20 protein-coding genes are annotated in these 24,818 nt (G+C 57.8%); 10 read left to right on the top strand and 10 right to left on the bottom strand.

All coding sequences use genetic code 11. The features are described from left to right. Position 1 precedes the first annotated feature (1 nt). The 3 genes from AC13D2_RS05125 to AC13D2_RS05115 form a co-directional block, all read right to left on the bottom strand. Positions 2–736, bottom strand: coding sequence for a DUF481 domain-containing protein (locus AC13D2_RS05125; RefSeq protein ID WP_278366615.1), 735 nt, complete (start codon positions 734–736; stop codon positions 2–4). Positions 737–755: 19 nt separating this feature from the next. After that, positions 756–1,769 (bottom strand): oxygen-dependent tRNA uridine(34) hydroxylase TrhO, encoded by a 1,014-nt coding sequence (trhO, locus tag AC13D2_RS05120; RefSeq protein WP_278366614.1) that lies wholly within the window; start codon positions 1,767–1,769, stop codon positions 756–758. 211 nt (positions 1,770–1,980) lie between these two features. Next, entirely contained in the window at positions 1,981–2,709 is a 729-nt protein-coding gene (locus tag AC13D2_RS05115; protein ID WP_278366612.1) for a DsbA family protein, read from the bottom strand. 107 nt (positions 2,710–2,816) lie between these two features. On the opposite strand from AC13D2_RS05115, the gene AC13D2_RS05110 reads away from it, so the two are divergent. Continuing rightward, positions 2,817–3,782: an NAD(P)H-dependent flavin oxidoreductase gene (locus AC13D2_RS05110; RefSeq protein ID WP_278366610.1), complete on the top strand. Its 966-nt coding sequence runs from the start codon at positions 2,817–2,819 to the stop codon at positions 3,780–3,782. 15 nt (positions 3,783–3,797) lie between these two features. On the opposite strand, the gene AC13D2_RS05105 is transcribed toward AC13D2_RS05110, so the two are convergent. Next, positions 3,798–5,738, bottom strand: coding sequence for a methyl-accepting chemotaxis protein (locus tag AC13D2_RS05105; protein ID WP_278366608.1), 1,941 nt, complete (start codon positions 5,736–5,738; stop codon positions 3,798–3,800). Between the two features lie 260 nt (positions 5,739–5,998). Between AC13D2_RS05105 and AC13D2_RS05100 the strand changes: the two genes are divergently transcribed. Further along, a complete protein-coding gene (locus tag AC13D2_RS05100; protein ID WP_126813158.1) occupies positions 5,999–6,169 on the top strand; it encodes a DUF6435 family protein in 171 nt (56 codons plus the stop codon). A 50-nt stretch (positions 6,170–6,219) separates the two neighbouring features. Here AC13D2_RS05100 and AC13D2_RS05095 read toward each other — a convergent pair whose 3' ends face one another. The 6 genes from AC13D2_RS05095 to tkt form a co-directional block, all read right to left on the bottom strand. Continuing rightward, positions 6,220–6,564, bottom strand: a complete 345-nt coding sequence (locus AC13D2_RS05095) for a chaperone modulator CbpM (RefSeq protein ID WP_007154963.1) — start codon at positions 6,562–6,564, stop codon at positions 6,220–6,222. 14 nt (positions 6,565–6,578) lie between these two features. Beyond that, positions 6,579–7,562 carry a DnaJ C-terminal domain-containing protein gene (locus tag AC13D2_RS05090; protein WP_300496591.1) on the bottom strand — a complete coding sequence of 328 codons (984 nt, stop codon included), beginning with the start codon at positions 7,560–7,562 and terminating at the stop codon, positions 6,579–6,581. Between the two features lie 519 nt (positions 7,563–8,081). Then, the gene (fba, locus tag AC13D2_RS05085; protein WP_292049236.1) at positions 8,082–9,146 is read right to left on the bottom strand and encodes a class II fructose-bisphosphate aldolase; all 1,065 of its coding nucleotides are present in this window, start codon (positions 9,144–9,146) and stop codon (positions 8,082–8,084) included. Positions 9,147–9,335: 189 nt separating this feature from the next. Continuing rightward, positions 9,336–10,496: a phosphoglycerate kinase gene (locus AC13D2_RS05080; RefSeq protein ID WP_421911293.1), complete on the bottom strand. Its 1,161-nt coding sequence runs from the start codon at positions 10,494–10,496 to the stop codon at positions 9,336–9,338. Positions 10,497–10,525: 29 nt separating this feature from the next. Further along, complete coding sequence (gap, locus tag AC13D2_RS05075) at positions 10,526–11,554, bottom strand: type I glyceraldehyde-3-phosphate dehydrogenase (protein WP_482938292.1); 1,029 nt, start codon at positions 11,552–11,554, stop codon at positions 10,526–10,528. Then, the gene (gene tkt, locus AC13D2_RS05070) at positions 11,554–13,554 is read right to left on the bottom strand and encodes a transketolase (protein ID WP_300496601.1); all 2,001 of its coding nucleotides are present in this window, start codon (positions 13,552–13,554) and stop codon (positions 11,554–11,556) included. Before tkt ends, gap begins: the two co-directional genes overlap by 1 nt. A gap of 245 nt (positions 13,555–13,799) precedes the next feature. Between tkt and AC13D2_RS05065 the strand changes: the two genes are divergently transcribed. From AC13D2_RS05065 to AC13D2_RS05030, 8 genes are all read left to right on the top strand, one after another. Further along, positions 13,800–14,801, top strand: coding sequence for a metalloregulator ArsR/SmtB family transcription factor (locus AC13D2_RS05065; RefSeq protein WP_300496604.1), 1,002 nt, complete (start codon positions 13,800–13,802; stop codon positions 14,799–14,801). Between the two features lie 148 nt (positions 14,802–14,949). Beyond that, a complete protein-coding gene (gene metK, locus AC13D2_RS05060) occupies positions 14,950–16,140 on the top strand; it encodes a methionine adenosyltransferase (RefSeq protein ID WP_482938291.1) in 1,191 nt (396 codons plus the stop codon). 467 nt (positions 16,141–16,607) lie between these two features. Then, positions 16,608–18,002 (top strand): adenosylhomocysteinase, encoded by a 1,395-nt coding sequence (gene ahcY, locus AC13D2_RS05055; RefSeq protein WP_482938290.1) that lies wholly within the window; start codon positions 16,608–16,610, stop codon positions 18,000–18,002. A 12-nt stretch (positions 18,003–18,014) separates the two neighbouring features. Then, a complete protein-coding gene (gene metF / locus AC13D2_RS05050; RefSeq protein ID WP_482938289.1) occupies positions 18,015–18,884 on the top strand; it encodes a methylenetetrahydrofolate reductase [NAD(P)H] in 870 nt (289 codons plus the stop codon). A gap of 220 nt (positions 18,885–19,104) precedes the next feature. Continuing rightward, positions 19,105–19,863, top strand: a complete 759-nt coding sequence (locus AC13D2_RS05045) for a transporter substrate-binding domain-containing protein (RefSeq protein ID WP_421843831.1) — start codon at positions 19,105–19,107, stop codon at positions 19,861–19,863. 69 nt (positions 19,864–19,932) lie between these two features. Next, complete coding sequence (locus AC13D2_RS05040) at positions 19,933–20,604, top strand: amino acid ABC transporter permease (RefSeq protein ID WP_292049227.1); 672 nt, start codon at positions 19,933–19,935, stop codon at positions 20,602–20,604. A 13-nt stretch (positions 20,605–20,617) separates the two neighbouring features. Then, complete coding sequence (locus tag AC13D2_RS05035; RefSeq protein ID WP_036208977.1) at positions 20,618–21,364, top strand: amino acid ABC transporter ATP-binding protein; 747 nt, start codon at positions 20,618–20,620, stop codon at positions 21,362–21,364. Positions 21,365–21,660: 296 nt separating this feature from the next. Continuing rightward, on the top strand, positions 21,661–24,818 hold a 3,158-nt coding region (locus AC13D2_RS05030; protein ID WP_482938288.1), incomplete at its 3' end, for an invasin domain 3-containing protein.

The following is a 24,818-nucleotide window of genomic DNA, read 5'->3' as shown; positions in this document are numbered from 1 at the left end:
CTCAGAACCCGTAGAGCAGTGACAATGAAACCTGGGTGTCGGTGTCATCGACTCCTTCCGGCTCGTCTGACACGTACTGGACCAGATACGCAGCCTTCATCGAGAGGTTACCCACGACGGTTGCCTGTATGGAGGTTTCAGACTCGCTGATGGTGTTGTTCTCCGACAGACCGATTTCGGCACTCAGCTTCTGACGAAACAACGCCGTATCGGACAGAGCGTAATCGAACTTGCCTGCCAGCCGGGCGATGGCTTCTTCTTCCTCCTGATTACCGTCTGGTTCCGGTTCCTCCAGCCTGTTAAACCGGTAACCGCCACCAACGGAGAGATCCAGGAAAGAGCGCTTGCCACGCTGCCAAACACGGTTACCGTAACCGGTGGTCAGCGAAGACTGAAAGTCATATCCGGAAAAACGGTCGTCTTCATAAGCTCCGCGTACGAACAGGTATTGGCTGCCCTCAAACTTGTAATCAGACTGCACTTCAGCGCTGTATTTTTCAGCCGTTGTGGTGTCATCGGTTTCGGAATAATATGAACGAAAATCACCGGTATTCCGCCACTCTGAAACTTCGTGGACTAGGCCCAGACGGCCGTTGATATTGGTCTCCTCGGTGTTGCCGGACGTAACAAGCACACCCACTTCCCCTTCACCTTCCCAATTGTCATACTCAGCGCCAAAGACCATCGTCGGCGATACCGTCAAAGTAATGATCGCCAGAGTTGTTCTGAACTGCATAAATTCTCCTTGTTTCCTGTCAGGATTTCGCGCGGCGCTCCTCCCCTATGGCACTCTTACGGGCTTGCTGCGCCCGCTCTGCCTTTTTCCGGGCCTTGCGCTCTGCAATGATGCGCGCCGCATCTCCACCTACATGGGTTTCGCCCCGTTGCTCCGCCAGCCGCATCTGCCGCTCACGCTCGGCAAAGCGGGCTTTCTGCTCCGCCGTCAACGAATCGATGCAACGGTGGCAGCTCACGCCCTGCTCATACTCCGGGCGCTGTTTGTCTTCCTCGGTGATCGGCCGGCGGCACGCGTGGCACTGATCGAATTCGCCCCGTTCCAGCTTGTGGTTCACCGTTACCCGATCATCGAATACGAAGCACTCTCCGCGCCACAGACTCTGTGATTCCGGGATTTCTTCGAGGTACCTGAGGATGCCGCCCTTCAGGTGATACACCTCATCAAAGCCCTGCTCCTTCAGAAACGCCGTGGATTTTTCGCAACGGATGCCCCCGGTGCAGAACATGGCCACTTTCTTGTGCTGCGAAGGGTCCAGGTTCTCTTTCACATACTCCGGAAACTCACGGAACGTATCCGTGGCCGGGTTCCTGGCATTCTGGAAAGTCCCAATTTCCACTTCGTACTGGTTGCGAGTGTCCACTACCAATACGTCCGGATCGGAGATGAGATCATTCCATTCTTTCGGGTCCACATAGGTGCCGACGATCCGTTTCGGGTCAATGCCCTCCACACCCATGGTGACGATCTCTTTCTTGAGCTTCACCTTGGTTCGCTTGAAGGGCTGGATGTCTACGAACGATTCTTTGTAGTCGATGCCTTCAAACCGCTGATCAGCCTCCAACCAGTCGCGAATGGCATCCACACCTTCACGACTGCCGGCTATGGTGCCGTTAATGCCCTCGCGGGCCAGCAGCAATGTGCCGTGTACCCCTTTCTCCAACATCAGGCCCAGCAATGGCTGACGAAGGGCCTTGTAATCATTCAGAACTGCGAACTTATAAAGCGCGCAGACAACAACATCCTGGCTCATGAGTCTGGTTTCTCCTGCGGGCCGGACCGTAAATCCGGAGCATGGTTAATAATCGCCAAAGGGCGCGAGGGCCCATTCTAACGAATACGGAGGAGGGAAAGTATTACGGGGGGTTACAGCGACGTCATTAACAGTGCCCGGCGCTGTCGCTTTCGGCCTGGAAAACTCCCGCAACGCGGGAGTTTTCCAGAGAGAAGCTGTCGCCGTATTATTACTGGGAGCCGGCCAGCTCCCGTTCAACCACAGCCGACAGTTGCCCCCAGCCGGGGCGAGTCAGGCGGATATTGTCCACCAACACGGTTGGGGTACTGGTAACGCGGAGCTGCATGGCCACTCGACGGCTCTGCTCGATTTCTTCGACGTGAAGATCTGTGGTCATACACCGGCTGAAACGGCGCTCATCGAGCCCCAGATCGTCAGCGTAGCGGCTAAAGGTATCAACCGGGCTGCTGGAACCGCTCCATTCGGTCTGCATGTCGAACAACTTGTCGTGCATGGCCCAGTAACCATCCTGGTCACCGGCGCAACGAGCGGCCTGTGCCGCTGGAATGGCGTTGTCGTGTTGCTGGAGTGGCAGATCAAAATACACAAAGCGCACCTTGCCGGTCTCCACGTATTCCTGTTTCAACTGCTGGCTGGCGTCCGAAAAGCGCGCGCAGGCGGGGCACTGGTAGTCTGCGAACTCCCGCACCACCACGGGTGCGTCTTCGTCACCAACAGAGACGCCGAAGCGGTCCAGTTGGGCAGGAAATGGATCGGCGTTAGGGCCGGCAATCGGCAACTCATCCGAGGTGGGGGCCGGGCTCGCCGTCAGGAAAAAGACGCCCACCGCAACAAAGACAAGAACGATGACACTGATGCCGATGTACAACGACTTACGATCTTTCTTCCTGTTGGGCGGCGGTGCGCCGGTCTCTTTTCTTCTTTTTGCCTCGCCCATGGTAAAGCTCCTTATTGTTTATTCATTCGTGGACATTTTCATGCGGTAATGAGCACGCTAAGATCTTTATACATTACATAAGTTCCAACAAAAATTAAGGAATTCTCATGGCCTTACCTGAATCCCTGAAGACATCGCTGAGCCTCCCGCTGGTGGCGGCGCCCATGTTCCTGATCTCCGGCCCGGAGATGGCATTGGCCTGCTGCAAGCAGGGCATTGTTGGCAGCTTCCCGGCCCTGAACCAGCGCACCAGCGAGGGCTTCGAGGAATGGGTGATTCAGATGAACGAAGGCCTGGAAGACTTCCGGGAAACCCATCCGGACCAGACAGCCGCGCCTTACGCTGTGAACCTCATCGTACATCGCACGAACCCGCGCTGGGAGGCCGATCTGGACCTGTGCGTGAAACACCAGGTGCCCATAGTGATCACCTCCCTGGGAGCCGCCACCAAAGTGACCGAAGCGGTGCACAGTTACGGTGGCCTGGTGTTCCACGATGTGACCAACCAGAAACACGCCCGCAAGGCAGCCGAAGCAGGTGTGGATGGCATTATCGCGGTGTCTGCCGGTGCGGGCGGACACGCCGGCATCATTAACCCATTCGTGCTGGTGCACGAAATCCGCGAGGTGTTCGACGGCGTGATCCTGCTTGCCGGCGGGCTTTCCAAAGGCGAAGATATTCTGGCCGCCCAGGCGATGGGCGCGGACCTGTGCTATCTGGGCACGCGGTTTATCAACACCACCGAATCGCGGGCGGAAGCGGCCTATCAGAGCATGATTATCGAGGCGGTATCCGGCGATATCATCCACACACCGGCGGTGTCCGGGATTCCCGCAAACTTCATGCGCCAAAGCCTGGAGGCGGCAGGCTACCCCATGGACAAGCTGAACCAGGCCGGGGAACTGGACTACGGCAAAAAGCTCAAACCGGTGGACGACGAAGCCAAAGCCTGGAAAACCGTCTGGTCTGCCGGCCAGGGCGTCAGCCAGATCACCGACGTTATCTCGGTCAGCGATCTGGTCGGGCGAATTGGCAGAGAATACCGGGAAGCCCGCGCACGGCTCCGTGAGTAGAGTAACCGGGCGTACTTACACCCGGAACTGGGATGCCTTGCCCTGCAGGGTTTCCAGCAGTTCCCCGATATGCCCGCTGGCCTGATCTGAGCGTTCGATGGCGTCTACGGTTTCACCGGACAGGCGGGCGATGTCGGTGACGCTGATGCTGACTTCACCCGCATTCCTGCCCTGCTCTTCCGCGACCGCCGAAATCTCAAGCGCGCGTTTCTGGAGGCTGCCCAGCAATTGGTTGATCTGGTCGAAGTGCTCGTCGGCACGACGGAATTCGGCGGAGGATTCCGCCACCTGCCCCGAAACTTGATCAATCACGGTCACCGCCCGGCGGCTGCCCTGCTGAAGGCGATCAATAATGCCCTGAATTTCCGTGGTGGATTCCTGGGTGCGGCTGGCCAGGGTACGCACTTCATCCGCCACGACCGCAAAGCCTCGTCCGGATTCACCCGCCCTCGCCGCTTCAATGGCGGCATTAAGCGCCAACAGGTTGGTCTGCTCGGCAATGGCTCCGATCACTGACAGCACGGAATCAATTTCCGTACTCTGGCTGTTCAGTTCATTAACCGCCGCGACGGCCTGCTCCACATTGCTGACGACCTGATCCAGTCGCCCTCTCACATCGCGGGAGATTGTTGCCGTTGCCTCACTCTCCGCGTTCACGTTCTGGACGGAACCGGCCATTTCCTGGACGCTGTCGGCCACCTCGGTAATACTGCCTGACATTGCCGACATGGTATCCGATACCTCGGCCACTTCCTGCTGCTGGCGATTAACGGCCGAGACCGCATCGCGGCTAATCTGTCCCTGCTCACGGGCCCTGTCGGCGGCTGATTCGGCAGAAGACTTCACGTCTGACACCAGCTCCTGGATGCGAGCGATGAACTGATTCATGCCCCGAGCCATTTCCGTCAGTTCGTCGCGGCCTCTGAGGGATACCCGGCGAGTCAGATCGGCCTCACCATCGGCGATTTGCCAGATGGCTGAACTCAACCGGAGCACGCGGGGAAGAAGACCGCCGCCGAGCACGGCCGCCACCAGAACAATCAACACAACCACGGAGCCGACGGCAAGGAACGAGAGATTGGAGGAAAGGCTGCCCGCCTCTCGATCCAGTGCCTCCACAGTGCTATCAATACGCGCCTGTGTATCTTCACCCATGGTGGCAAGCTGTTGCTGTAGGCGCTGGTTGACCTCTCCGGTTTCAACCTCCAGGGTCTGGCGCAGCGCATCGATGCTGCCGCTGATGGTCTCGCTGAATTCTTCTTCCAGGGCTGCCAGGTCACGGTTGATCCCTTCCAGGGAGAGCCCCATCCTCAGTTGGCCAATCGCCGTGCCCTCGGGCTGGATATCAGCGGTGATAATAACCACATTGGGATCGCGGCTTGCCGCATCCAGGACTTTGTTTGCTGCACCACGGCCTTCCCCCTGCTCCATCAAGGTGCGTACGCGATCATCCGTGCGATCGACATAGCGGGTCAGCCTTTCCCCATATTGATCGTAATAGACCGCAAAAAGAACCGACTCCCGGGCATCCGCCAGCTCAATAAGATCCGTCAGCCGGGGCACATCGCGGTCCCAGATCAGCGGCGCGGCAACCGCCGCCAGCACCTCCGCCAGACCCTGCGCTTCCGACATAACCGCCGACCGAACGTTGTTGGCAACCCGCTCCTGCTGTGCCGTCTGCTGGCGCGTCAATTCACCCGCCAACTCCTCCGTGGTCCTCTGCTGCATAAGCTGTAGGCGATTGCGAACGTCTTCACGCGTGTCACCAAACGACGCACTGACTTCCCGGCTACTGGCCTCAAGAGCGGAACCGGCGGTATCGACCAGGCTGTTCACCTGATTGGAAATCAGCCATTGACTCATGGCCACCTGCACCACGCCAGCAACAATCAGGATCAGGAAAACAGGTCGCAGCAAGCGGCTGGTTACCAGTGCCTTCAGAAAACGAGGGGGCATACGGACTCCGTCAACACGTTTGAATCACACATCCCGGCGGCAGGACGTGGCCTGCCTGGCCATGCTTATGCCTGACTATAGAGCAAAACGTAGACTACGGAGTGGCGTGTTCGTGTACCGATTTTGTAACAACCCCGTGAAATTGTTTGAAATTGGGAGTCCGGCATACGAATACCATTCGCAACACGGGGGCTCGTCTGTGAACTTTCGTGCCCAATTGGCGTAAGCTCCCAGACACATGAATGAAAACAGGTGAGAAAATGCTGGGATTCCTGAAGGGCGATCCAAAGAAGAAACTGCAGAAGGAATACGAAGCCAAGCTTCAGAAGGCGCTGCATGCCCAGCGCAATGGCGACTTACGTACCCATGGCACGTTGATGGAGGAAGCGGAGAAGATTTACGCGGAGTTGCAGAAGATGGACAAGGAGTAGCGTTTCAAGTTTGGCGGGTGGGTCGGCTGGCACACCCGCCAAACTTATGACTATGCCTCGCCTAAAAATTGCCTCAGTTGTCGATTCAGGCGATCGACTTCACGTCGCATCTCCTGGACCTCGTCAAGAAGCTCAAGGGACATGGCCAACCCCGGTAGGTTCATTTTCAGATCACGCTGCAAACGCTGGGCCTTTCGCAAGCGGGCGAGGGCCTCCAGATCAAATTGCCACTGGCGCGCTTCCGGGGATTCCTCTACCGGGGCGATCACACCGTAGCTCACCAGTTTAATAACAAACTCGGCATGGCACTCCCCGCGTTCGCAGATTTCCCGCAAGGTGAATGTAGCGGTTGGTTCCACCAGTTCGACGCTCAGGATATGGTCTTTGTCAGTCATCCTTCATCCCCCGCTTAGACATGCAACTTGCTGCGTGGATTGAACCCTTTTTCGGCCTCGGCCAACTGTTTGTATAGTTCCTCGGCTTTTTCGCTGTGCTGCTCAGGCATCACGATCTGCAACACCACTAGCTGATCGCCAGGATGCTTGCCTGGCAGGCCCTTGCCTTTAAGGCGCAGCTTGCGACCGCTGGAAGAGCCCTTGGGCACCTTCACGTTCACCTTCGAGCCCACGGTCGGCACCGTGACCGAGGCGCCTAGAGCCGCCTCCCAGGGTGCGATGGGAACCGTCACTATTATATCCCGCCCTTCGACCGTAAAGTGGGGGTGCGGTGCGTATTCCACCTCGATAAACAGGTCACCGTTCTCCGCACCGCCCATACCGGGAGCGCCCTGGCCTTTCAGGCGGATGTGCTGCCCTTCTTTCATGCCAGCGGGGATCTTCACATTGAGGGTTTTCTGACGCGGCACGACGCGGCCCTGGGCGTCGGCTTCCTGGACGTTAAACGACACCTGCTTTTCGCAGCCATGGAAAGCTTCCTCCAGGAACAGCGCGATCCGGGCATGAACGTCTTCACCCCGCATGCGCATAGATTGGCGCGCGCCCCCGAAGCCACCGCCAAACGCGGAGCCAAATCCGGCTCCCGCGCGACGGCCACCGCCGAAGATTTCCTCGAAGAAGTCGCTGAACTGGGCCGCATCGGCTTCGGTGTAGCCACCACCCCCGAAGCCGGACGCGCTCTGCCATCCGGGAGGCGGCTGGAACGATCCGTCCTTCTGGGAACCGTACTTTTTCAGCTCGTCGTATTCGGCCCGTTTTTCGGGATCTTTCAGTACTTCGTAGGCCTCGCCGATGTCCTTGAACTTGTCGGAGGCATTCTCCTCCTTACTGACGTCCGGATGGTATTTCCGGGCCAGTTTGCGGTAGGCCTTCTTGATCTCCTCGGGGGAGGCAGACTCGCTCACACCGAGTACGGCGTAATAGTCTTTGAAGTCCATGCTTTCCCTCACACCTGCTTAGATGGCTGGGCATTTTTCGCCCGATTATTAACTCTATATTTGATGAGTGAGGGGAAATTACAAGGTGGGGGCGTATCAGAATTGATGCGTATCAGTTGTTGGCTTTTGTCATGCCTTAAGGTTGGGCTTGTAGCCTGTTGATTTCTGCGGGTGGCGCCCCGGTGAGAATACCTTTCCAGAAAACGCCCGTGAATACGTCCATGTAGGGCTTGGTCGCGCCATCCCTGGCGCTCCACATTTCTGGAAAGGTATTCCCACCGCGACTCATGTCAGCATCAGTGTTATCGCAAAAGATATTCGGGCAACGTTTGACGAAGACTGATAGAGCGGGCGATATCGAGAGGCTAAACAAGCAGAGGCGGGCTTTTCTTCCGGGACCCTAAAAAACAGGGATGTTTTTTAGGGGTCTACAGGGACGTATTCACGACGTGTCCCGGAAGAAAAGCCCACCTCTGCGAAGCCCCGCAACCAACAGGCTACAGAGGCAAACCCCAAGGCTTATTGAACCTTGGGATCCAGCTCACCAGACGCATACCGCTCAAACATACGCTCAAGGTTAACCGGTTTGATCTTGCTGGCGTTGCCGGCGGTGCCGAAGGCTTCATAGCGAGCAACACAGACTTCTGTCATCGCCTGCATGGTCGCCTTGAGGAATTTGCGCGGGTCGAACTCAGCCGGATTCTGGGCCAGGAAGCGACGGGTTGCGCCGGTGCTGGCCAGGCGCAGGTCGGTGTCGATATTGACCTTGCGAACACCGTGCTTGATGCCTTCAACGATTTCCTCAACAGGCACACCGTAGGTTTCCGGGATTTCGCCGCCGTATTCGTTGATGATCTTCAGCCACTCCTGGGGCACCGAGCTGGAACCGTGCATGACCAGATGAGTGTCCGGAATGCGCTTGTGGATGGCTTTGATCTGCTCAATCGCCAGGATGTCACCGGTCGGTGGGCGGGTGAACTTGTAGGCGCCGTGGCTGGTGCCGATGGCGATGGCCAAAGCGTCGACGTGGGTTTTCTTGACGAAGTCTGCAGCTTCTTCCGGATCGGTCAGCATCTGGCTATGATCCAGGGTGCCCTCTGCGCCAATGCCGTCTTCTTCGCCGGCTTGGCCGGTTTCCAGTGAGCCCAGACAACCCAGTTCACCTTCAACGGAAACACCACAAGCGTGAGCCATTTCCACGGTGCGACGGGTGACGTCCACGTTGTACTCGTAGTCGGTCGGGGTTTTACCATCTTCGCCCAGGGAGCCGTCCATCATCACGGAGCTGAAGCCCAGTTGAATGGAGCGTTGGCAGACCGACGGGCTGGTGCCGTGGTCCTGGTGCATGACCACCGGAATGTGGGGAAACTCTTCAATGGCCGCAAGGATCAGGTGCCGCAGGAAAGGCGCACCGGCGTATTTGCGGGCACCAGCGGAGGCCTGAACAATCACCGGAGAATCGGTTTTGTCAGCCGCTTCCATGATGGCGCGCATCTGCTCAAGGTTGTTCACGTTATACGCCGGTACACCGTAACCATGCTCGGCGGCGTGGTCCAGCAGTTGCCGCATCGATATCAGGGCCATTGGGGTTGTCTCCTTGGTTTATTTAATAATGTCTTTGGCAGACTGCTTGGTTTGGAGTCTGCTTTAGAGGGCCAGTAAGCCCCGTCCGGGACACGCTGTGAATACGTCCATGTACGCTCGACAAAAACATCCATGTTTTTGACGGTCCCGGACGGGGCTTACTGGCCCTCCTCGCGATTCAAATTTGTGCTATTCGCCGCGCTTTTCCAGCACAGCGACAGCAGGCAATGTCTTTCCTTCCACGAATTCCAGGAAGGCGCCACCTCCGGTGGAAATGTACGAGATTTTGTCACTCACACCGTACTTATCAACGGCGGCAACGGTATCACCGCCGCCAGCCAGGGAGAAAGCATCGCTTTCGGCGATGGCTTTCGCCAGGGACTGGGTGCCGTTGCCAAACTGGTCAAATTCGAAGACGCCGACCGGCCCGTTCCAGAGGATGGTTTTGGCATTTTTCAGCAGCTCGGCGAACTGGCCAGCGGTTTCCGGGCCAACGTCGAGGATCATGTCGTCGTCGCTGACGTCGGAGATGTTCTTGGTGGTGGCGGTCGCGGTCTCGGCGAATTCGCTGGCGACGACTACGTCTACCGGCAGCGGGATTTCTACGCGGGAGGCGATTTCGCGGGCCGTGTCGATCAGGTCGTGTTCGCACAGGGATTTGCCGACCGGGTGACCGGCGGCCGCCAGGAAGGTGTTGGCGATGCCGCCACCGACGATGATGGAATCGCAGACTTTTTCCAGGGCGTTGAGGACGTCCAGCTTGGTGGACACCTTGGAGCCGCCGACAATTGCAACCACGGGCTTGGCCGGGTTATCCAGGGCTTTGCCGAGGGCTTCCAGCTCTGCTGCCAGCAACGGGCCGGCACAGGCTTCCGGGGCGAAGCGAGCGACGCCATGAGTAGAGGCCTGGGCGCGGTGGGCGGTGCCGAAAGCATCCATCACGTAGACATCGCACAGGGCGGCGTACTTTTTGGAAAGCTCTTCGTCGTCTTTTTTCTCGCCCTTGTTGAAGCGGACGTTTTCAAACAGGACAACTTCGCCATCGGCGACGTCAACGCCATCCAGATAATCGGTAATCAGGCGAACGTCCTGGCCCAGCACTTTACTGAGGTGATCAGCCACCGGTTTCATCGAGGAGGCTTCGTCGTAGACGCCTTCTTCCGGGCGGCCGAGGTGAGACATCAGCATAACCTTTGCGCCGGCGTCCTTTGCCGCCTTAATCGTCGGCAGCGAGGCACGGATGCGGGCGTCGCTGGATACTTCGCCGTTCTTTACCGGTACGTTGAGGTCTTCACGAATCAGTACCCGCTTACCGGCGAGATCCAGATCGGTCATTCTCTTGATAGTCATCGTTGTTCATCCCCTGATCAAAAAATGTGTCAGTGGCTGGAGAGCCAGTGTTTGCTGACGTCCAGCATCCGATTTGCGAACCCCCACTCGTTATCAAACCAGCACAGCACCTTCACCATGGTGCCGCCGGTTACGCGCGTCTGACCTCCGTCGACGATGCCGGAATGGGCGTCGTGATTGAAATCGGAACTGGCCAGAAGCTCATCGGTGTAGCCCAGTATGTGTTTCAGCGGGCCGCGGGCGGCGTTTTCTAGTAAGCTGTTTACCGCCTCCACCGAGGTGTTTTCTCTGACATTCACCACCATGTCGATTGCCGATACGTTCATGGTGGGCACCCGCATGGCCACCGAGCTGAACTTGCCTTCCATGTGAGGCAACAAACGCTCAATGCCCTTCGCGAGGCCTGTATCGACTGGAACAATGTTGTGCAAGGCGCTGCGGGTTCGGCGCAGGTCCTGATGGTGGTAGGCGTCGATCACCGGCTGGTCATTCATGGCCGCATGAATAGTGGTGGTCGTGCCATGCTCTACACCCAGCGCGTCGTCCAACACCTGGATAACCGGCACCAGGCAGTTGGTGGTGCAGGAGGCAGCGGCCACGATTCGGTCGGACCTTGTGAGTTGATTCTGGTTCACACCATAAACAATGGTGCGATCCACATCGGATTCAGCCGGTTGTGAGAACAGCAGGCGCTCCGCACCAGCCTTCAGGTGTTGCTCGGCCGTCGCCCGGTCGGTGAAAGCACCGGAGCACTCCAGCACCAGATCAATGCCCAGCTCGTCCCAGGGCAGTTCCGATGCTTCGGCGCAACGGACGACACGAATACGGTCGCCGTTCACCAGCAGGGAACCGCCCTCAACGGTTATCTCACCCTGGAATCGACCATGGGTGGAATCGTAGCGGGTGAGATGGGCAATGGTATCGATATCCGCCAGTTCGTTGATCGCGACCACCTGAAGATGATCGCGAAAACGATTCTCATAAAGTGCACGCAAGACGCACTGGCCGATACGGCCGTATCCATTGATGGCGATGCGATACGGTGCAGCGGTACTCATCAGGCTTCCAGCAGCTCCCCGGCCACAGCAACGATGTTATCCACCGTAAAGCCAAACTCCTTGAACAGCTCACCGGCCGGCGCTGACTCACCAAAGGTGCTCATGCCCACCACACGGCCGTCCAGGCCAACGTACTTGTACCAGTAGTCTTCAATAGCCGCTTCAACGGCAACCCGGTTGGTCACTTCCAGCGGCAGCACTTCCTGCTTATACGCAGCACTCTGGGCATCGAAGGTGTCGGTGGAAGGCATGGACACCACGCGAACCTTGTTACCCTTCTGGCGCAGAGCTTCAGCGGCGTCCTGAGCCAGCCCCACTTCACCGCCGGTGGCGATGAGGATCAGGTCCGGCGTGCCTTCGCTGTCTGACAGGATGTAGCCACCCTTGGCAATGTTGGCCAGTTGCTCGGCATCACGCTGCTGGTGCGGCAGTCCCTGACGGGAGAAGACCAGCGCAGTCGGGCCATCGACACGCTCCAGGGCGGCTTTCCAGGCCACCGCGGATTCCACGGCATCCGCCGGGCGCCAGGTGCTCATATTGGGCGTGGTGCGCAGGCTCGCCAACTGCTCTATTGGCTGGTGAGTAGGACCATCTTCACCCAGGCCAATGGAGTCGTGGGTGAACACATAGATGGAGCGCTGCTTCATCAGCGCGGCCATGCGCACGGCGTTGCGGCAGTACTCCATGAAGATCAGGAAGGTGGCGCCGTAAGGCACGAAGCCGCCATGCAGGGCGACGCCGTTCATGATGGCAGCCATGCCGAATTCGCGAACACCGTAATAAACGTAGTTACCGCTGGCGTCTTCTTTGGTCAGCGGCTTGCTGCCATTCCAGATGGTGAGGTTGGAGCCCGCCAGGTCGGCAGAGCCACCCAGCAGTTCCGGCAGCATCGGGCCATAGGCGTTCAGGGTGTTCTGGGACGCCTTGCGGCTGGCGACCGTTTCGCCTTTGTCCTGGCACTCCTGAATATACGCCTGGGCCTTCTCGGAGAAGTCCGCCGGCAGTTCTCCGGCCATACGACGCTTGAGCTCAGCGGCCAGCTCCGGTTCAGCCTTTTCGTAGGCGGCAAACGTCTGCTCCCACTCAGCCTGTGCGGCGGCGCCTTTTTCACGGGCATCCCAGGCACCATAAATTTCCGAAGGAATCTCGAAGGCACCGTGGCTCCAACCCAGCTTCTCACGGGTCAGTGCAATTTCGTCCTCTCCCAGCGCTGCGCCGTGACAGGCTTCGGTGCCCTGCTTGTTGGGGGAACCAAAACCAATAATGGTCTTGCAGCAGATCAGCGTGGGCTGGGCTGTATTCGCCCGGCCAGCCTCAATGGCAGCGCGAACGGCCTCCGGGTTATGTCCGTCAACAGCAGGGATTACCTGCCAGCCGTAGGATTCAAAACGCTTGGGCGTGTCGTCGGTAAACCAGCCGTCCACTTCACCGTCGATGGAGATGCCGTTGTCGTCATAGAACATGATCAGCTTGCCAAGGCCCAATGTACCAGCCAGGGAAGACACCTCGTGGGAAATACCTTCCATCAGGCAGCCATCGCCCAGGAAGGCGTAGGTGTAGTGATCAACAACATTATGGCCAGGGCGATTGAACTGCTCCGCCAGGGCTTTCTCTGCCAGCGCAAAGCCGACCGCATTGGCAATACCCTGCCCGAGCGGCCCCGTAGTGGTTTCAACACCCGGTGTGTAGCCGTATTCCGGATGGCCCGGGGTTTTGGAGTGCAGTTGGCGGAAGTTCTTGATGTCTTCGATGGAGACGTCATAGCCGCTCAGGTGCAGCAGGGAATACTGCAGCATGGAGCCATGGCCGTTGGACAGCACAAACCGGTCACGGTTAGCCCACTGGGGGTTGGCCGGGTTGTGGCTAAGGAAATCATTCCAGAGGACCTCGGCGATGTCCGCCATACCCATGGGCGCGCCCGGGTGGCCGGATTTGGCTTTCTGAACCGCATCCATGCTCAGCGCGCGAATGGCGTTGGCGAGATCTGTGCGAGACGGCATTGACGTTTCTCCAGTTTTTGGTCGGCAAAAGGTGAGCAGTTGAAAATAAGGCGCGTATTTTCGCCGATTAGTGACCATCGGGGCAAATCGGCGACGCTCTTTTTAAGGATGTTTTACGGATGTTTCCCACACTGGAATTATCGCCCTGAAATTTTATCTGATTTTTCAAATAGATCTGAATCTATATCAATTTATTTTGATATAGATGTTGATTGCCCGGCACGACATGCCTACACTTTCCTCCCATGACATCCTTGACCACGCATGCTAATGACTTGTCCTCTGTGGACGCCCTGGCACCGATTTTCAAAGCGAGCGGCGATCCGTTACGCCTGGAGATTCTGCGGGTGTTGCGTCGGGACACCTTCGGCGTTCTGGAGCTGAGCCAGCTCTTTGAGATGCGCCAGTCGGGCATGAGCCATCATTTGAAGGTGATGCACAAGGCAGGACTGCTGGAACCCCAGCGGGAAGGCAACGCCATTTTCTACCGGCGCCCTCTGAACCTTGAAAGCGACAAGCTGACGGACCAGACCATCCGCCAGGTTTTCCAGAGCGTGGACCGTATTCCTCTGCCAGGGCACCTTCAGGAAAAAATCGAAGCCATTCGCAATCAGCGCGCGGACCAGTCCCAGGCCTTCTTCTCCCGCTATGCGGAGAAATTCCGGGAGCAACAGGAGCTCATCGCCGCGTTTGATCTCTACGCCGAACCGGTGGCGAACCTGATTCGCAATCGTTCCGAGCGTCATGACTGGAAAACGGCCCTGGAAATCGGCCCCGGTGAAGGTGCATTCCTGCCGGTGCTCTCAAAGATTTGTGAGCATGTAGTGGCACTGGACAACTCCCGCGACATGCTCGCCAAGGCCACGCGCACCTGTATTGATGAGCGCCTGAACAATGTCGATCTGATTGAAGGTGTCACCGACAACCTGTTGGCACGTGGTGACGATTTTGACCTGGTAGTAGCCAACATGGTCCTGCATCACGTGCCCAGCCCGGCGGACATTTTTCTGGATGCCTCGGCACTGATGAACACCGGTGGCTGCCTGTTTGTCAGCGATCTGTGCAGCCACGACCAGGATTGGGCGAAGGAAGCCTGCGGCGATCTGTGGCTGGGCTTTGAACCCGAAGAGCTCACCAGTTGGGCGACCGATGCCGGCCTGGCCGCAGGAGAGTCACTGTTCATCGGGCTCAGAAACGGCTTTCAGGTGCAGGTAAGAGAATTCTGGAAAACCGCAGAGTCCACATAAGACAGAAACCAGAACTGTATCAATTTTTTTTGATATAGAGTTATGCAGACTCTGAAAACTGATTTACGATACCGACATCAAAACAGCCGGCCTCAACCAAAGACCTATTGCCGGCCCGAATTTGCAACGCTCACAGAGGAGCAACCCTATGCCTGACTACAGCGTCTTTACCTCCGAATCGGTCTCTGAAGGCCATCCTGATAAACTGGCTGACCAGATTTCCGATGCCGTCCTCGACGCCATCCTGGTTGACGACCCCCGTGCCCGGGTTGCGTGCGAAACCATGGTAAAGACCGGGGTTGCTATCGTCGGTGGCGAAATCACTACCAGCGCCTGGGTGGATCTGGAAGACCTGGTGCGCGGCGTGATCAAGGACATTGGCTACACCTCCTCTACTGTGGGCTACGACGGTGACACCTGCGGCATCATCAACATCATCGGCAAGCAGTCCGTGGACATCGCCCAAGGTGTTGACCGCCAGAAGCCGGAAGATCAGGGTGCCGGTGACCAGGGTCTGATGTTCGGCTACGCCAGCAACGACACCGATGTGCTGATGCCGGCCCCGATCACCTTCTCTCACCGTCTGGTACAACGCCAGGCCGAAGCCCGCAAGAGCGGCCTGCTGCCATGGCTGCGCCCCGACGCGAAAAGCCAGGTCACCTGCCGCTATGAAAACGGTAAGGTCACTGGCATCGACGCCATCGTTCTGTCCACCCAGCACGACGAAGACGTGTCCCAGGCTGACCTGAAAGAAGCGGTGATGGAACTGATCGTCAAGCATGCCCTGCCGGCGGAATTGCTGCACAAGGATACCCAGTTCCACATCAACCCGACTGGCAAGTTCGTGATCGGCGGCCCCGTGGGTGATTGCGGCCTGACCGGGCGCAAGATCATCGTCGACACCTACGGCGGCATGGCCCGCCACGGTGGTGGTGCTTTCTCCGGCAAGGACCCGTCCAAGGTCGACCGTTCCGCCGCCTACGCCGGCCGTTACGTCGCCAAGAACATTGTCGCAGCCGGCCTGGCGGAGAAGTGTGAGATTCAGGTGTCCTACGCCATCGGTGTGGCGCAGCCTACGTCCATCTCCCTGAATACTTTCGGCACCGGGAAGATCAGCGACGACAAGATCATCAAGCTGGTCCGCGAGCATTTCGACCTGCGCCCGTATGCGATCACCAACATGCTGGACCTGCTGCACCCGATGTACCGGGCCACCGCGGCCTACGGCCACTTCGGCCGCGAGCCGGTTGAGATGACGGTGGGCGGCAAGACGTTTACCTCGTTCCCCTGGGAGAAGACGGATCGTGCGGACCTTCTTAAGGATGCTGCTGGCATTTGAGTTGTGTTGAGCTTGGGTTAGCCCGCTGCTGATGGGGGCGGCGGCGCTGAGGGACCCCTTTCATGGACACGCTACAAGCACATCCGTGTGCGCTTGGGGTCGGCCATCCCTGGCCTCCCACAGTCCATGAAAGGGGTCCCTCACCACCGCTTCGCATTGTGGTGAGGGCTTCTCGAAATAGGCGGGATAGAGGTTTTGTCTCCCGCATTGATTTCAGCGGAGACAGTTTTTAAAGGCCAAATCAAAGGCCTTGGTCGTACTAATGACGGCCATCACCAAAATTTAAACGAGGCGGTGGGGGGATTCTCTCCCCGGAATGTGGGAGGCCAAGGATGGCCGACCCCAAGCGCACATGGATGTGCTCGTAGCGTTTCCGGGGAGAGAATCCCCCCACCGCCGATGCACCAAATTCCAAGGCCAGGGGACCAGTACTCCAGGCCAACAGTTCAAAGACGGGAGAACACCATATGAGCACTCCGGCAGAAAAACTGAAAAACTTCGATGACTACAAAGTTCGCGATATCTCACTCGCGGGCTGGGGCCGTAAGGAAATCAACATTGCTGAAGGCGAAATGCCCGCACTGATGGCTCTGCGTGAGAAGTACAAAACCGAGCAGCCGCTGAAAGGCGCCAACATCATGGGCTGCATTCACATGACCATCCAGACCGCCGTGCTGATTGAAACGCTGGTCGAGCTGGGCGCTACGGTGCGCTGGTCATCGTGCAACATCTTCTCAACCCAGGATCAGGCAGCTGCTGCCATTGCCGAAAGCGGCATCCCCGTTTTCGCCTGGAAAGGTGAGACCGACGAAGAATACGACTGGTGCCTCGAACGCACAGTTGGTGCCGACGTCGATGGCTGGGAACCCAACATGATTCTGGACGACGGCGGCGATCTGACGGCCCTGCTCCACGAAAAGTATCCGGAGATTCTGGCTAACTGCCACGGCGTGACCGAAGAAACCACCACCGGCGTACACCGCCTGCAGGAAATGCTGCGGGACGGCAAGCTGAAGGTGCCGGCCATCAACGTCAACGACGCAGTGACCAAGTCCAAGAACGACAACAAGTACGGCTGCCGCCACAGCCTGAACGATGCCATCAAGCGTGCCACTGACCACTTGCTGTCCGGCAAGAAAGCGCTGGTCATCGGCTACGGCGATGTGGGCAAGGGTTCTGCCGCTTCCCTGCGTCAGGAAGGTATGATCGTGAAGGTCACCGAAGCCGACCCGATCTGCGCCATGCAGGCCTGCATGGACGGTTTCGAAGTGGTGTCGCCGTACCTCGATGGCGTCAACACCGGAACTGAAGCAGGCGTCGACAAGGCGCTGTTGCAGAATACTGACCTGTTGGTAACCACCACCGGCAACATGAACGTGTGTGATGCCAACATGCTCAAAGCCATCAAGAGCGGCGCCGTGGTGTGCAACATTGGCCATTTCGACAACGAAATCGACACCGCCTACATGCGCAAGAACTGGGAGTGGGACGAGGTCAAACCGCAGGTGCACGTGGTGTATCGCGACAAGTCCGCCAACGACCACCTGATCCTGCTGTCCGAAGGCCGCCTGGTAAACCTGGGCAACGCCACCGGCCACCCATCACGGATCATGGACGGTTCCTTCGCCAATCAGGTGCTGGCGCAGATGTATCTGTTCGAGCGCAAGTTTGCCGACCTTCCGGAAGAGGCCCGTGAAAAGGGTATCTACGTTCAGGTTCTGCCGAAACATCTCGACGAGGAAGTGGCCCGCGCCATGGTGGAAGGCTTTGGTGGCGTGATCACCAAGATGACGCCGGAGCAGGCGAAGTATATTGGTGTACCGGTCGAAGGCCCGTACAAGCCGGAAAGTTACAAGTACTGATCAGGTAGCAGCATGGAAACCCAGAAACAGTTCAAACGCCGCTTCAGCTTTGAGTTTTTCCCACCCAAGACCGACAAGGGCTGGGAAAAGCTGCAAGGGGTTCGCAACACCCTGGCCGAGGTTGATCCGGATTTCTTCTCGGTTACCTTCGGTGCCGGCGGCTCCACCCGGGATCGCACCGTGCAGACGGTGCTGGACCTTCACAAACGGGGCGTTTCAACGGCGCCGCACCTGTCCTGCGTGGGCGCCACTCGCGACAGCATCGCGGAACTGCTGGACGTCTACCGCGACAACGGCATCAACCGGATCGTCGCCCTGCGAGGCGACATGCCATCCGGCATGGGCGCTGCTGGTGAACTGCGTTACGCCAATGAGCTGGTGAGTTTTATCCGCGAGTACAGCGGCGATACCTTCAATATTGAAGTAGCGGCCTACCCGGAGTTTCATCCCCAGGCCCGCACCGCGGAAGACGACCTGAAGAACTTCGCCCGCAAGGTCGAAGCCGGTGCCAACAGCGCCATCACTCAGTACTTCTTCAACGCGGACGGCTACTTCTACTTCATCGACCGTCTGGAGAAGATGGGCGTCACCATTCCGGTGGTGCCGGGCATTATGCCCATCGTCAACTTCTCCAACCTGACCCGCTTCTCGGACATGTGCGGCGCGGAAATTCCCCGCTGGATCCGCAAGCAGCTGGAAGCCTACGGCGATGACAGCGACAGCATCCGCAAGTTTGGTGAGGAAGTGGTCACCGAAATGTGTGCGAAACTGCTTGCCGCCGGGGCGCCCGGGCTTCACTTCTATACCCTGAACCAAGCGGAACCGAGCCTGAGTATCTGGAAAAACCTGGGGATTGGTGAGCGGGAGAAAATTGCGTTCTAGGCTTTCACGGCTCTCCCCTGCACTCCCCCAACCCTCTCCCTGCATGGGAGAGGGTTGCCCCCTCCAACCATTTGATTTTCTGCATTTCTCCGCCTGATGGTCTAAAGTGTAAGGGTTGCAGTTCCACAAACCGCCCCCGGAAAGAACAGGCTTGATCAGCCCGCATTTCTGGAGCACTCCACCGGGTGCACGGGCAACAAAAGTAAAAACAGGAGATTGTATGAGCACCAAATGGCTTAAGACGGTTGGCGCAACACTGGCACTTACCGTTGCCGCAGGCACTGCCAGCGCAGAGACCCTGCGCGTCGTCACCGACCCCAGCTTCGTGCCGTTCGAAATGATGGACCAGGAGACCGGCGAGATGATCGGTTTCGACATGGAGATCATCCGCGAAGTGGCAGACCGTGCCGGCTTTGAGATCGACCTGAACACCATGGACTTTAACGGCATCATCCCTGCCCTGCAGACGGGCAACGTGGACATCGCCATTGCCGGGATCACCATCACCGAGGAGCGTGAGGAAATCGTTGATTTCTCCGATCCGTATTACGATTCCGGCCTGAGAATTCTGGTACGCCAGGACAACGGCAAAGTTGAAGAGATCTCCGACCTCGAAGGCGTCAAAATCGGCACCAAGATCGGCAGCACCAGTTACGACTACCTGATGAAAACGCTGGACAAAAATGACGGCGTAACACCCTACCCAGGCAGTTCAGACATGTACATGGCCCTGATGTCAGGCGCCGTTGACGCGGTGTTCTACGATGCGCCCAACGTTGGCTACTTCGCCAGCACCCGCGGTGAAGGCAAGGTCAAAACCGTTGGCCAACTTTACGAAGGCCAGCAGTACGGCATCGCCCTGAAAAACGGCAGTGAGTGGGTGGACGACGTCAACGAAGCCTTGGCATCCATCAAGGAAGACGGCACCTACAAGAAAATCTACGAGAAGTGGTTCGGCCCCATGCCGGAAGACATGTAAAACTGAAAACCACAGCCGGGGTGCACAACACCCCGGCTGGTAACTCCCCATCCAACGGAGACATCCACTGTGGAATTCCAGTTTCAGTTTGACTGGCAGGCAGCCATCAATGCCATTCCTTACCTGCTCAAAGGCATTCCCTATACCCTGCTTATTTCCTTTGGCGGTCTCGCCATCGGTTTTGTGCTGGGTATTATTTTCGGCCTGCTGAGCATCAATAAAAAATGGTTCTTTCGCTGGCCCGCAACAGCGTATATCGAAATCTTTCGCGGCACCCCCATTCTCGTGCAGGTGCTGTTTATCTTCTACGGCCTTCCGGACCTGGTGGGCGGCCCCATTGACCCACTGACCGCCGGTATTGCTGCTATTGCACTGAACTCCGGCGCCTATATTTCCGAAGTGGTTCGGGGCGGCGTGCAATCCATCGACAAAGGTCAGACCGAGGCCGGCCTGTCGCTGGGCCTGTCCCGTTCCCAGACCTTCTGGTCGGTTGTCTGGCCCCAGGCCTTCCGCCGCATGATCCCGCCCCTGGGCAATCAGGCGATCGTGAGCATCAAGGACACGTCACTGTTCTCGGTCATCGGTGTGGGCGAGCTGGTTCGTCAGGGCCAGGTGTACATCGCCAACACCTTTACCGCCTTCGAGGTCTACTTCGTGGTGGCGATCATGTACCTCGCGATTACCCTCTCCCTCTCACTCGTGCTCCGCCTGATTGAGCGGCGCGGACTGGCTTCTGTCTGAAGGATAGGTACCCATGACACAGATCGTGCAAATGCAGGGCATGAACAAGTACTTCGGTACCCTGCATGTCCTCAAGGAAATTGACCTGACCGTTGAAGCCGGCGAAGTGGTGGTTGTTATCGGCGCCAGTGGCTCCGGCAAATCCACCCTGATCCGTTGCGTCAACGGGCTGGAAGAGTTCGAGTCCGGCAAGCTGGTGGTGGACGGGAACGAGCTTGCCCCGAAGAGTGGCAACCCGAAAGCTCTGGCTGAAATCCGCAAGGAAGTCGGCATGGTGTTCCAGCAGTTCAACCTGTTCCCTCACCTGACGGTGAAGAAAAACATCATGCTCGCGCCCCGAAAGGTCAAGGATGCCCCCGAAACCGTCGCCAACGCCACGGCGGAACGCCTCTTGAATCGAGTAGGTATCGGCAGCCAGGCGGACAAGTTCCCCAGCCAGCTCTCCGGTGGTCAGCAGCAGCGAGTGGCCATTGCCCGCGCATTGGCCATGGAACCCCGCCTGATGCTGTTCGACGAACCCACCTCAGCGCTGGACCCGGAAATGATCGGTGAAGTGCTGGACGTGATGCGGGAATTGGCCAAGGAAGGGATGACCATGATGGTGGTGACCCACGAAATGGGCTTCGCCCGCGAAGTGGCCGACCGCGTGATCTACATCCACGAAGGCCAGATAGTCGAGGAAGGCAAACCGGCAGATGTCTTCGACAACCCGCAGAATGAGCGTACCCAGGCGTTTCTGAGCCGGGTATTGGCGCACTGACTTACCATCCAAGCCCCCGGAACCGGGGGCTTCAATCCCTCACACCCATTAATCCCATTCTCTCTACCAGTAGCAACCTACCCATAACCTCTCCTGAACTCAACAAATTAACCCTCTAAAAAATTTACATTTTTTTACAGTTCGAAGCGCATCTTTTCTAGGTTTATTAACGTTTATTAAGTTTAATAGCGGTGTTTGAAAAATGATCAACGGAGTTGTAAGCGCGGATCGTTTTCTACCACCTATGAGCCTTCGCTGAAGAGCTTTAACGATAACAATGGGGGGGGGGGATTCCCGTGCCATCAAACCAAGGGCGCCGTTTTCCGGCGATCATTTTCAGACTTTTGCTGTGTCTCCTGGCTTTTCAGGTCAGTGCACAAGCGTTTGCCGGCGAAACCTATTTCACCGACACAGACAACGAAGACAATGCTCGCTCAGGTGCAGCTGACGGCGACATGGATTTTCGTCTGGACAATACCAACGTCATCTATCCTATTGAATTTAACATTGATGTCACCGGGGCTTTGCCGAGCACCAGCGCTGTTCTGACAATCAATGCCAACGATGTCGACGAAGAAGCGGGGGAGACCGATACGGTTTTCCTGAATGGCGTTGAACTGGGAAGGCTGTCGGGGGAGAACAACATTGACAACACAACCCGCTTCTCAGTAGACCCAAGCATTATCCAACCGGGTAATAACCTCGTGGAAATCACCATCGCTGATTCGTCGGGTACCGGTACCATGTGGGCGCTAACGGTCTACTGGGGACAGCTACTGGTCGACGGCGGCTCGGAAGAGGATGCCGACACCACCGCGTTCAGCATCACCAATTACGGTATTGCCGGCTCCACCGTCACCATGGACGTGGATGCCGTCATCGACATTAACACCACCGGTGACTATCGCGTGGAACTGAACGTCATCGATCCGGACGGAAACAACATTGGCGTTCTCTCCGAGGACTTTTCCGCAACGGCTGGAGAAACCCTGACTAAATCCTACAGCCCGACATACCAGATCGAGGAGCAAAGCGGCACCTACACCATCGAAGCACTGCTTTTCTATAATGATGGTGGCTTCCCCGTTCAGCAGGATTTCAATTCTGTCAGCTTTACGCATGTGCAGAACGAGGGGCCGGAGCTACCCGGCACTGCAGAGGACTCAATCCTCTCCGCCAATCCAGTTTCCATTGTCGCAGACGGCATAACCACGTCCACAATTACGCTCCAGGCCAGGGACGTTGCAGCGAACAACACGTCGTTCAGCGGCCAGACCGTCACTTTCTCAACCACCCTCGGTACTCTTGGCGCCGTTACCGACAATGGCGACGGAACCTACTCAGCCACACTGACGTCCGACACAACCGCCGGCAATGCAACGATCACCGGCACCATTGACGGTGAAACCGTTGTTGACGACGCCACGGTTACGTTCACTCCGGGCCCGGCATCAGCGGCCAATACCACACTGACGGCCGCACCACTGTCGATTACCGCCGATGGCGTAACGACTTCGACTGTGACCGTCCAGGCAATCGATGCCAATGGCAATGCCCTCACCTCTGGTGGCGATACCGTGGTACTGGCAACAACCGCGGGCACTTTGAGCAACGTCACCGACAACGGAGACGGTACCTATTCGGCGACGCTGACATCGTCAACAACCGCTGAAACCGCAACGATCACCGGTACGGTGAACGGCGCCGACATAACTGACAGTGCCAGTGTGGAATTCGTGCCAGGTGATGCCTCGGCTGCGACATCCACCATTACCGCCACGCCGTCTTCAATTACTGCAGATGGCGTTTCCAACACCACCATTACCGTGCAGGCCAAAGACGCCAACGGTAACAACCTGACTACCGGTGGTGACACGATTGCTCTGAGTTCGAACGCCGGAACATTGTCTAACTTTGCCGACAATGGCGATGGCACCTACACGGCTCTGCTAACGTCATCCACGGTAAAAGGAACGGCCACAGTGAGCGGCACACTGAACGCGGCTTCGATCACCGATAGCGCCAGTGTCGCCTTTGTTGCGGGGCCAGCCACAGCCGCCAACACGACCATTACGGCCTCGCCATCACCCATTACGGCGGACGGCACGACAACCTCTACGGTGACGGTTCAGGCCGTTGACGCGAACGGGAACAGCCTTGATTCAGGTGGAAATGCGGTTGTCCTCACCACCTCTTCAGGCAGTCTTGGCCCGGTAACCGACAACGGCGACGGTACCTACACGGCAACATTGACCTCGTCTACCGAGGCGGGAACAGCGCTGGTCAGTGGTACTCTCGATGCCTCACAGATCAGTGACACGGCCAGCGTGGAGTTTGCGCCCGGCGATGCCAATGGCAGCCAGAGTACTATCGCTACTTCGTTACCGACACTGGTCGCGGACAGCAACACCCAGAGTGGTTTAACGGTTCAGGCCGTCGATGAAAACGGCAATGCCCTGACCACTGGCGGTGACACCGTTACCCTGAGCGCGACGCTTGGCACCGTTGGCAACGTGACCGATAACGGCGACGGCAGCTACAGCGCGACGTTTACCTCCGACAACACCACCGGCAGCTCCAACATCACCGGCACGATCAACGGCGTAGCGATCGGCAACACCGGCACGATCACTCTGGTTGAACGGCCGACAGTAGACAGCCTGCTGACCAATGACAGCACGCCCGAACTGACAGGTACTGCCGTGGTCTTTTCCGGTGCGTCGCTGGCTGTGAACGTTAACGCCAGAACCTACACCGAAGGCGATGGTAATCTCACGCTGACAGGCAACAATTGGACACTTGTCATTCCGGGTAACGCTGCGCTGAGCGACGGGCAGTACGAGGTGGTGGCAACCGTTACCGACTCTGCTGGCCAGCAAAGCTCAGACATAAGCACCGACGAACTGACTGTCGATGTCACTTTGCCTACCATCTCGCTGGCCAACTCCGAAGGCCCGGACAGCACCACAACACCCGCCTACACGGTAGCCGGCAGCTGTAGCGCCGTGGATGACACCCTTGACCTTGATATCAGTGATGCCAGCACAACCCTCTCCCGGACAGGCATTGCCTGTGCCGATGACGGCAGCGGTGGGGGGTCGTTCTCGGTGGTCTTTGATACAACCGAACTCGACGATGGCCCGATTTCCATCAGTGCGATCATCCGCGACACGGCGACCAATCAGGCAACTGACCAGGTGAACCTGGTGAAAGACGTCTGTTCACCGGACAACACCGTCTCTCGCTGTGACGAGGACGATGACGGAGTGCCCGACGGCTTTGAAATCGCGGCTGGCACTGACCCGTCCGTTCCCGACTCTGACGGCGACGGCATCCCGGACGCGGAAGAGTTTGGTGGTGACCTGTCTAACCCCCGTGACAGCGATGGCGACGGCGTTATCGATGCGCTCGACACCGACAGCGATAACGACGGTATTTCCGACGCCCAGGAACT

This window comes from Marinobacter sp. B-12 (assembly GCF_056857915.1).
This window is presented reverse-complemented; position numbering and strand designations above follow the sequence as displayed.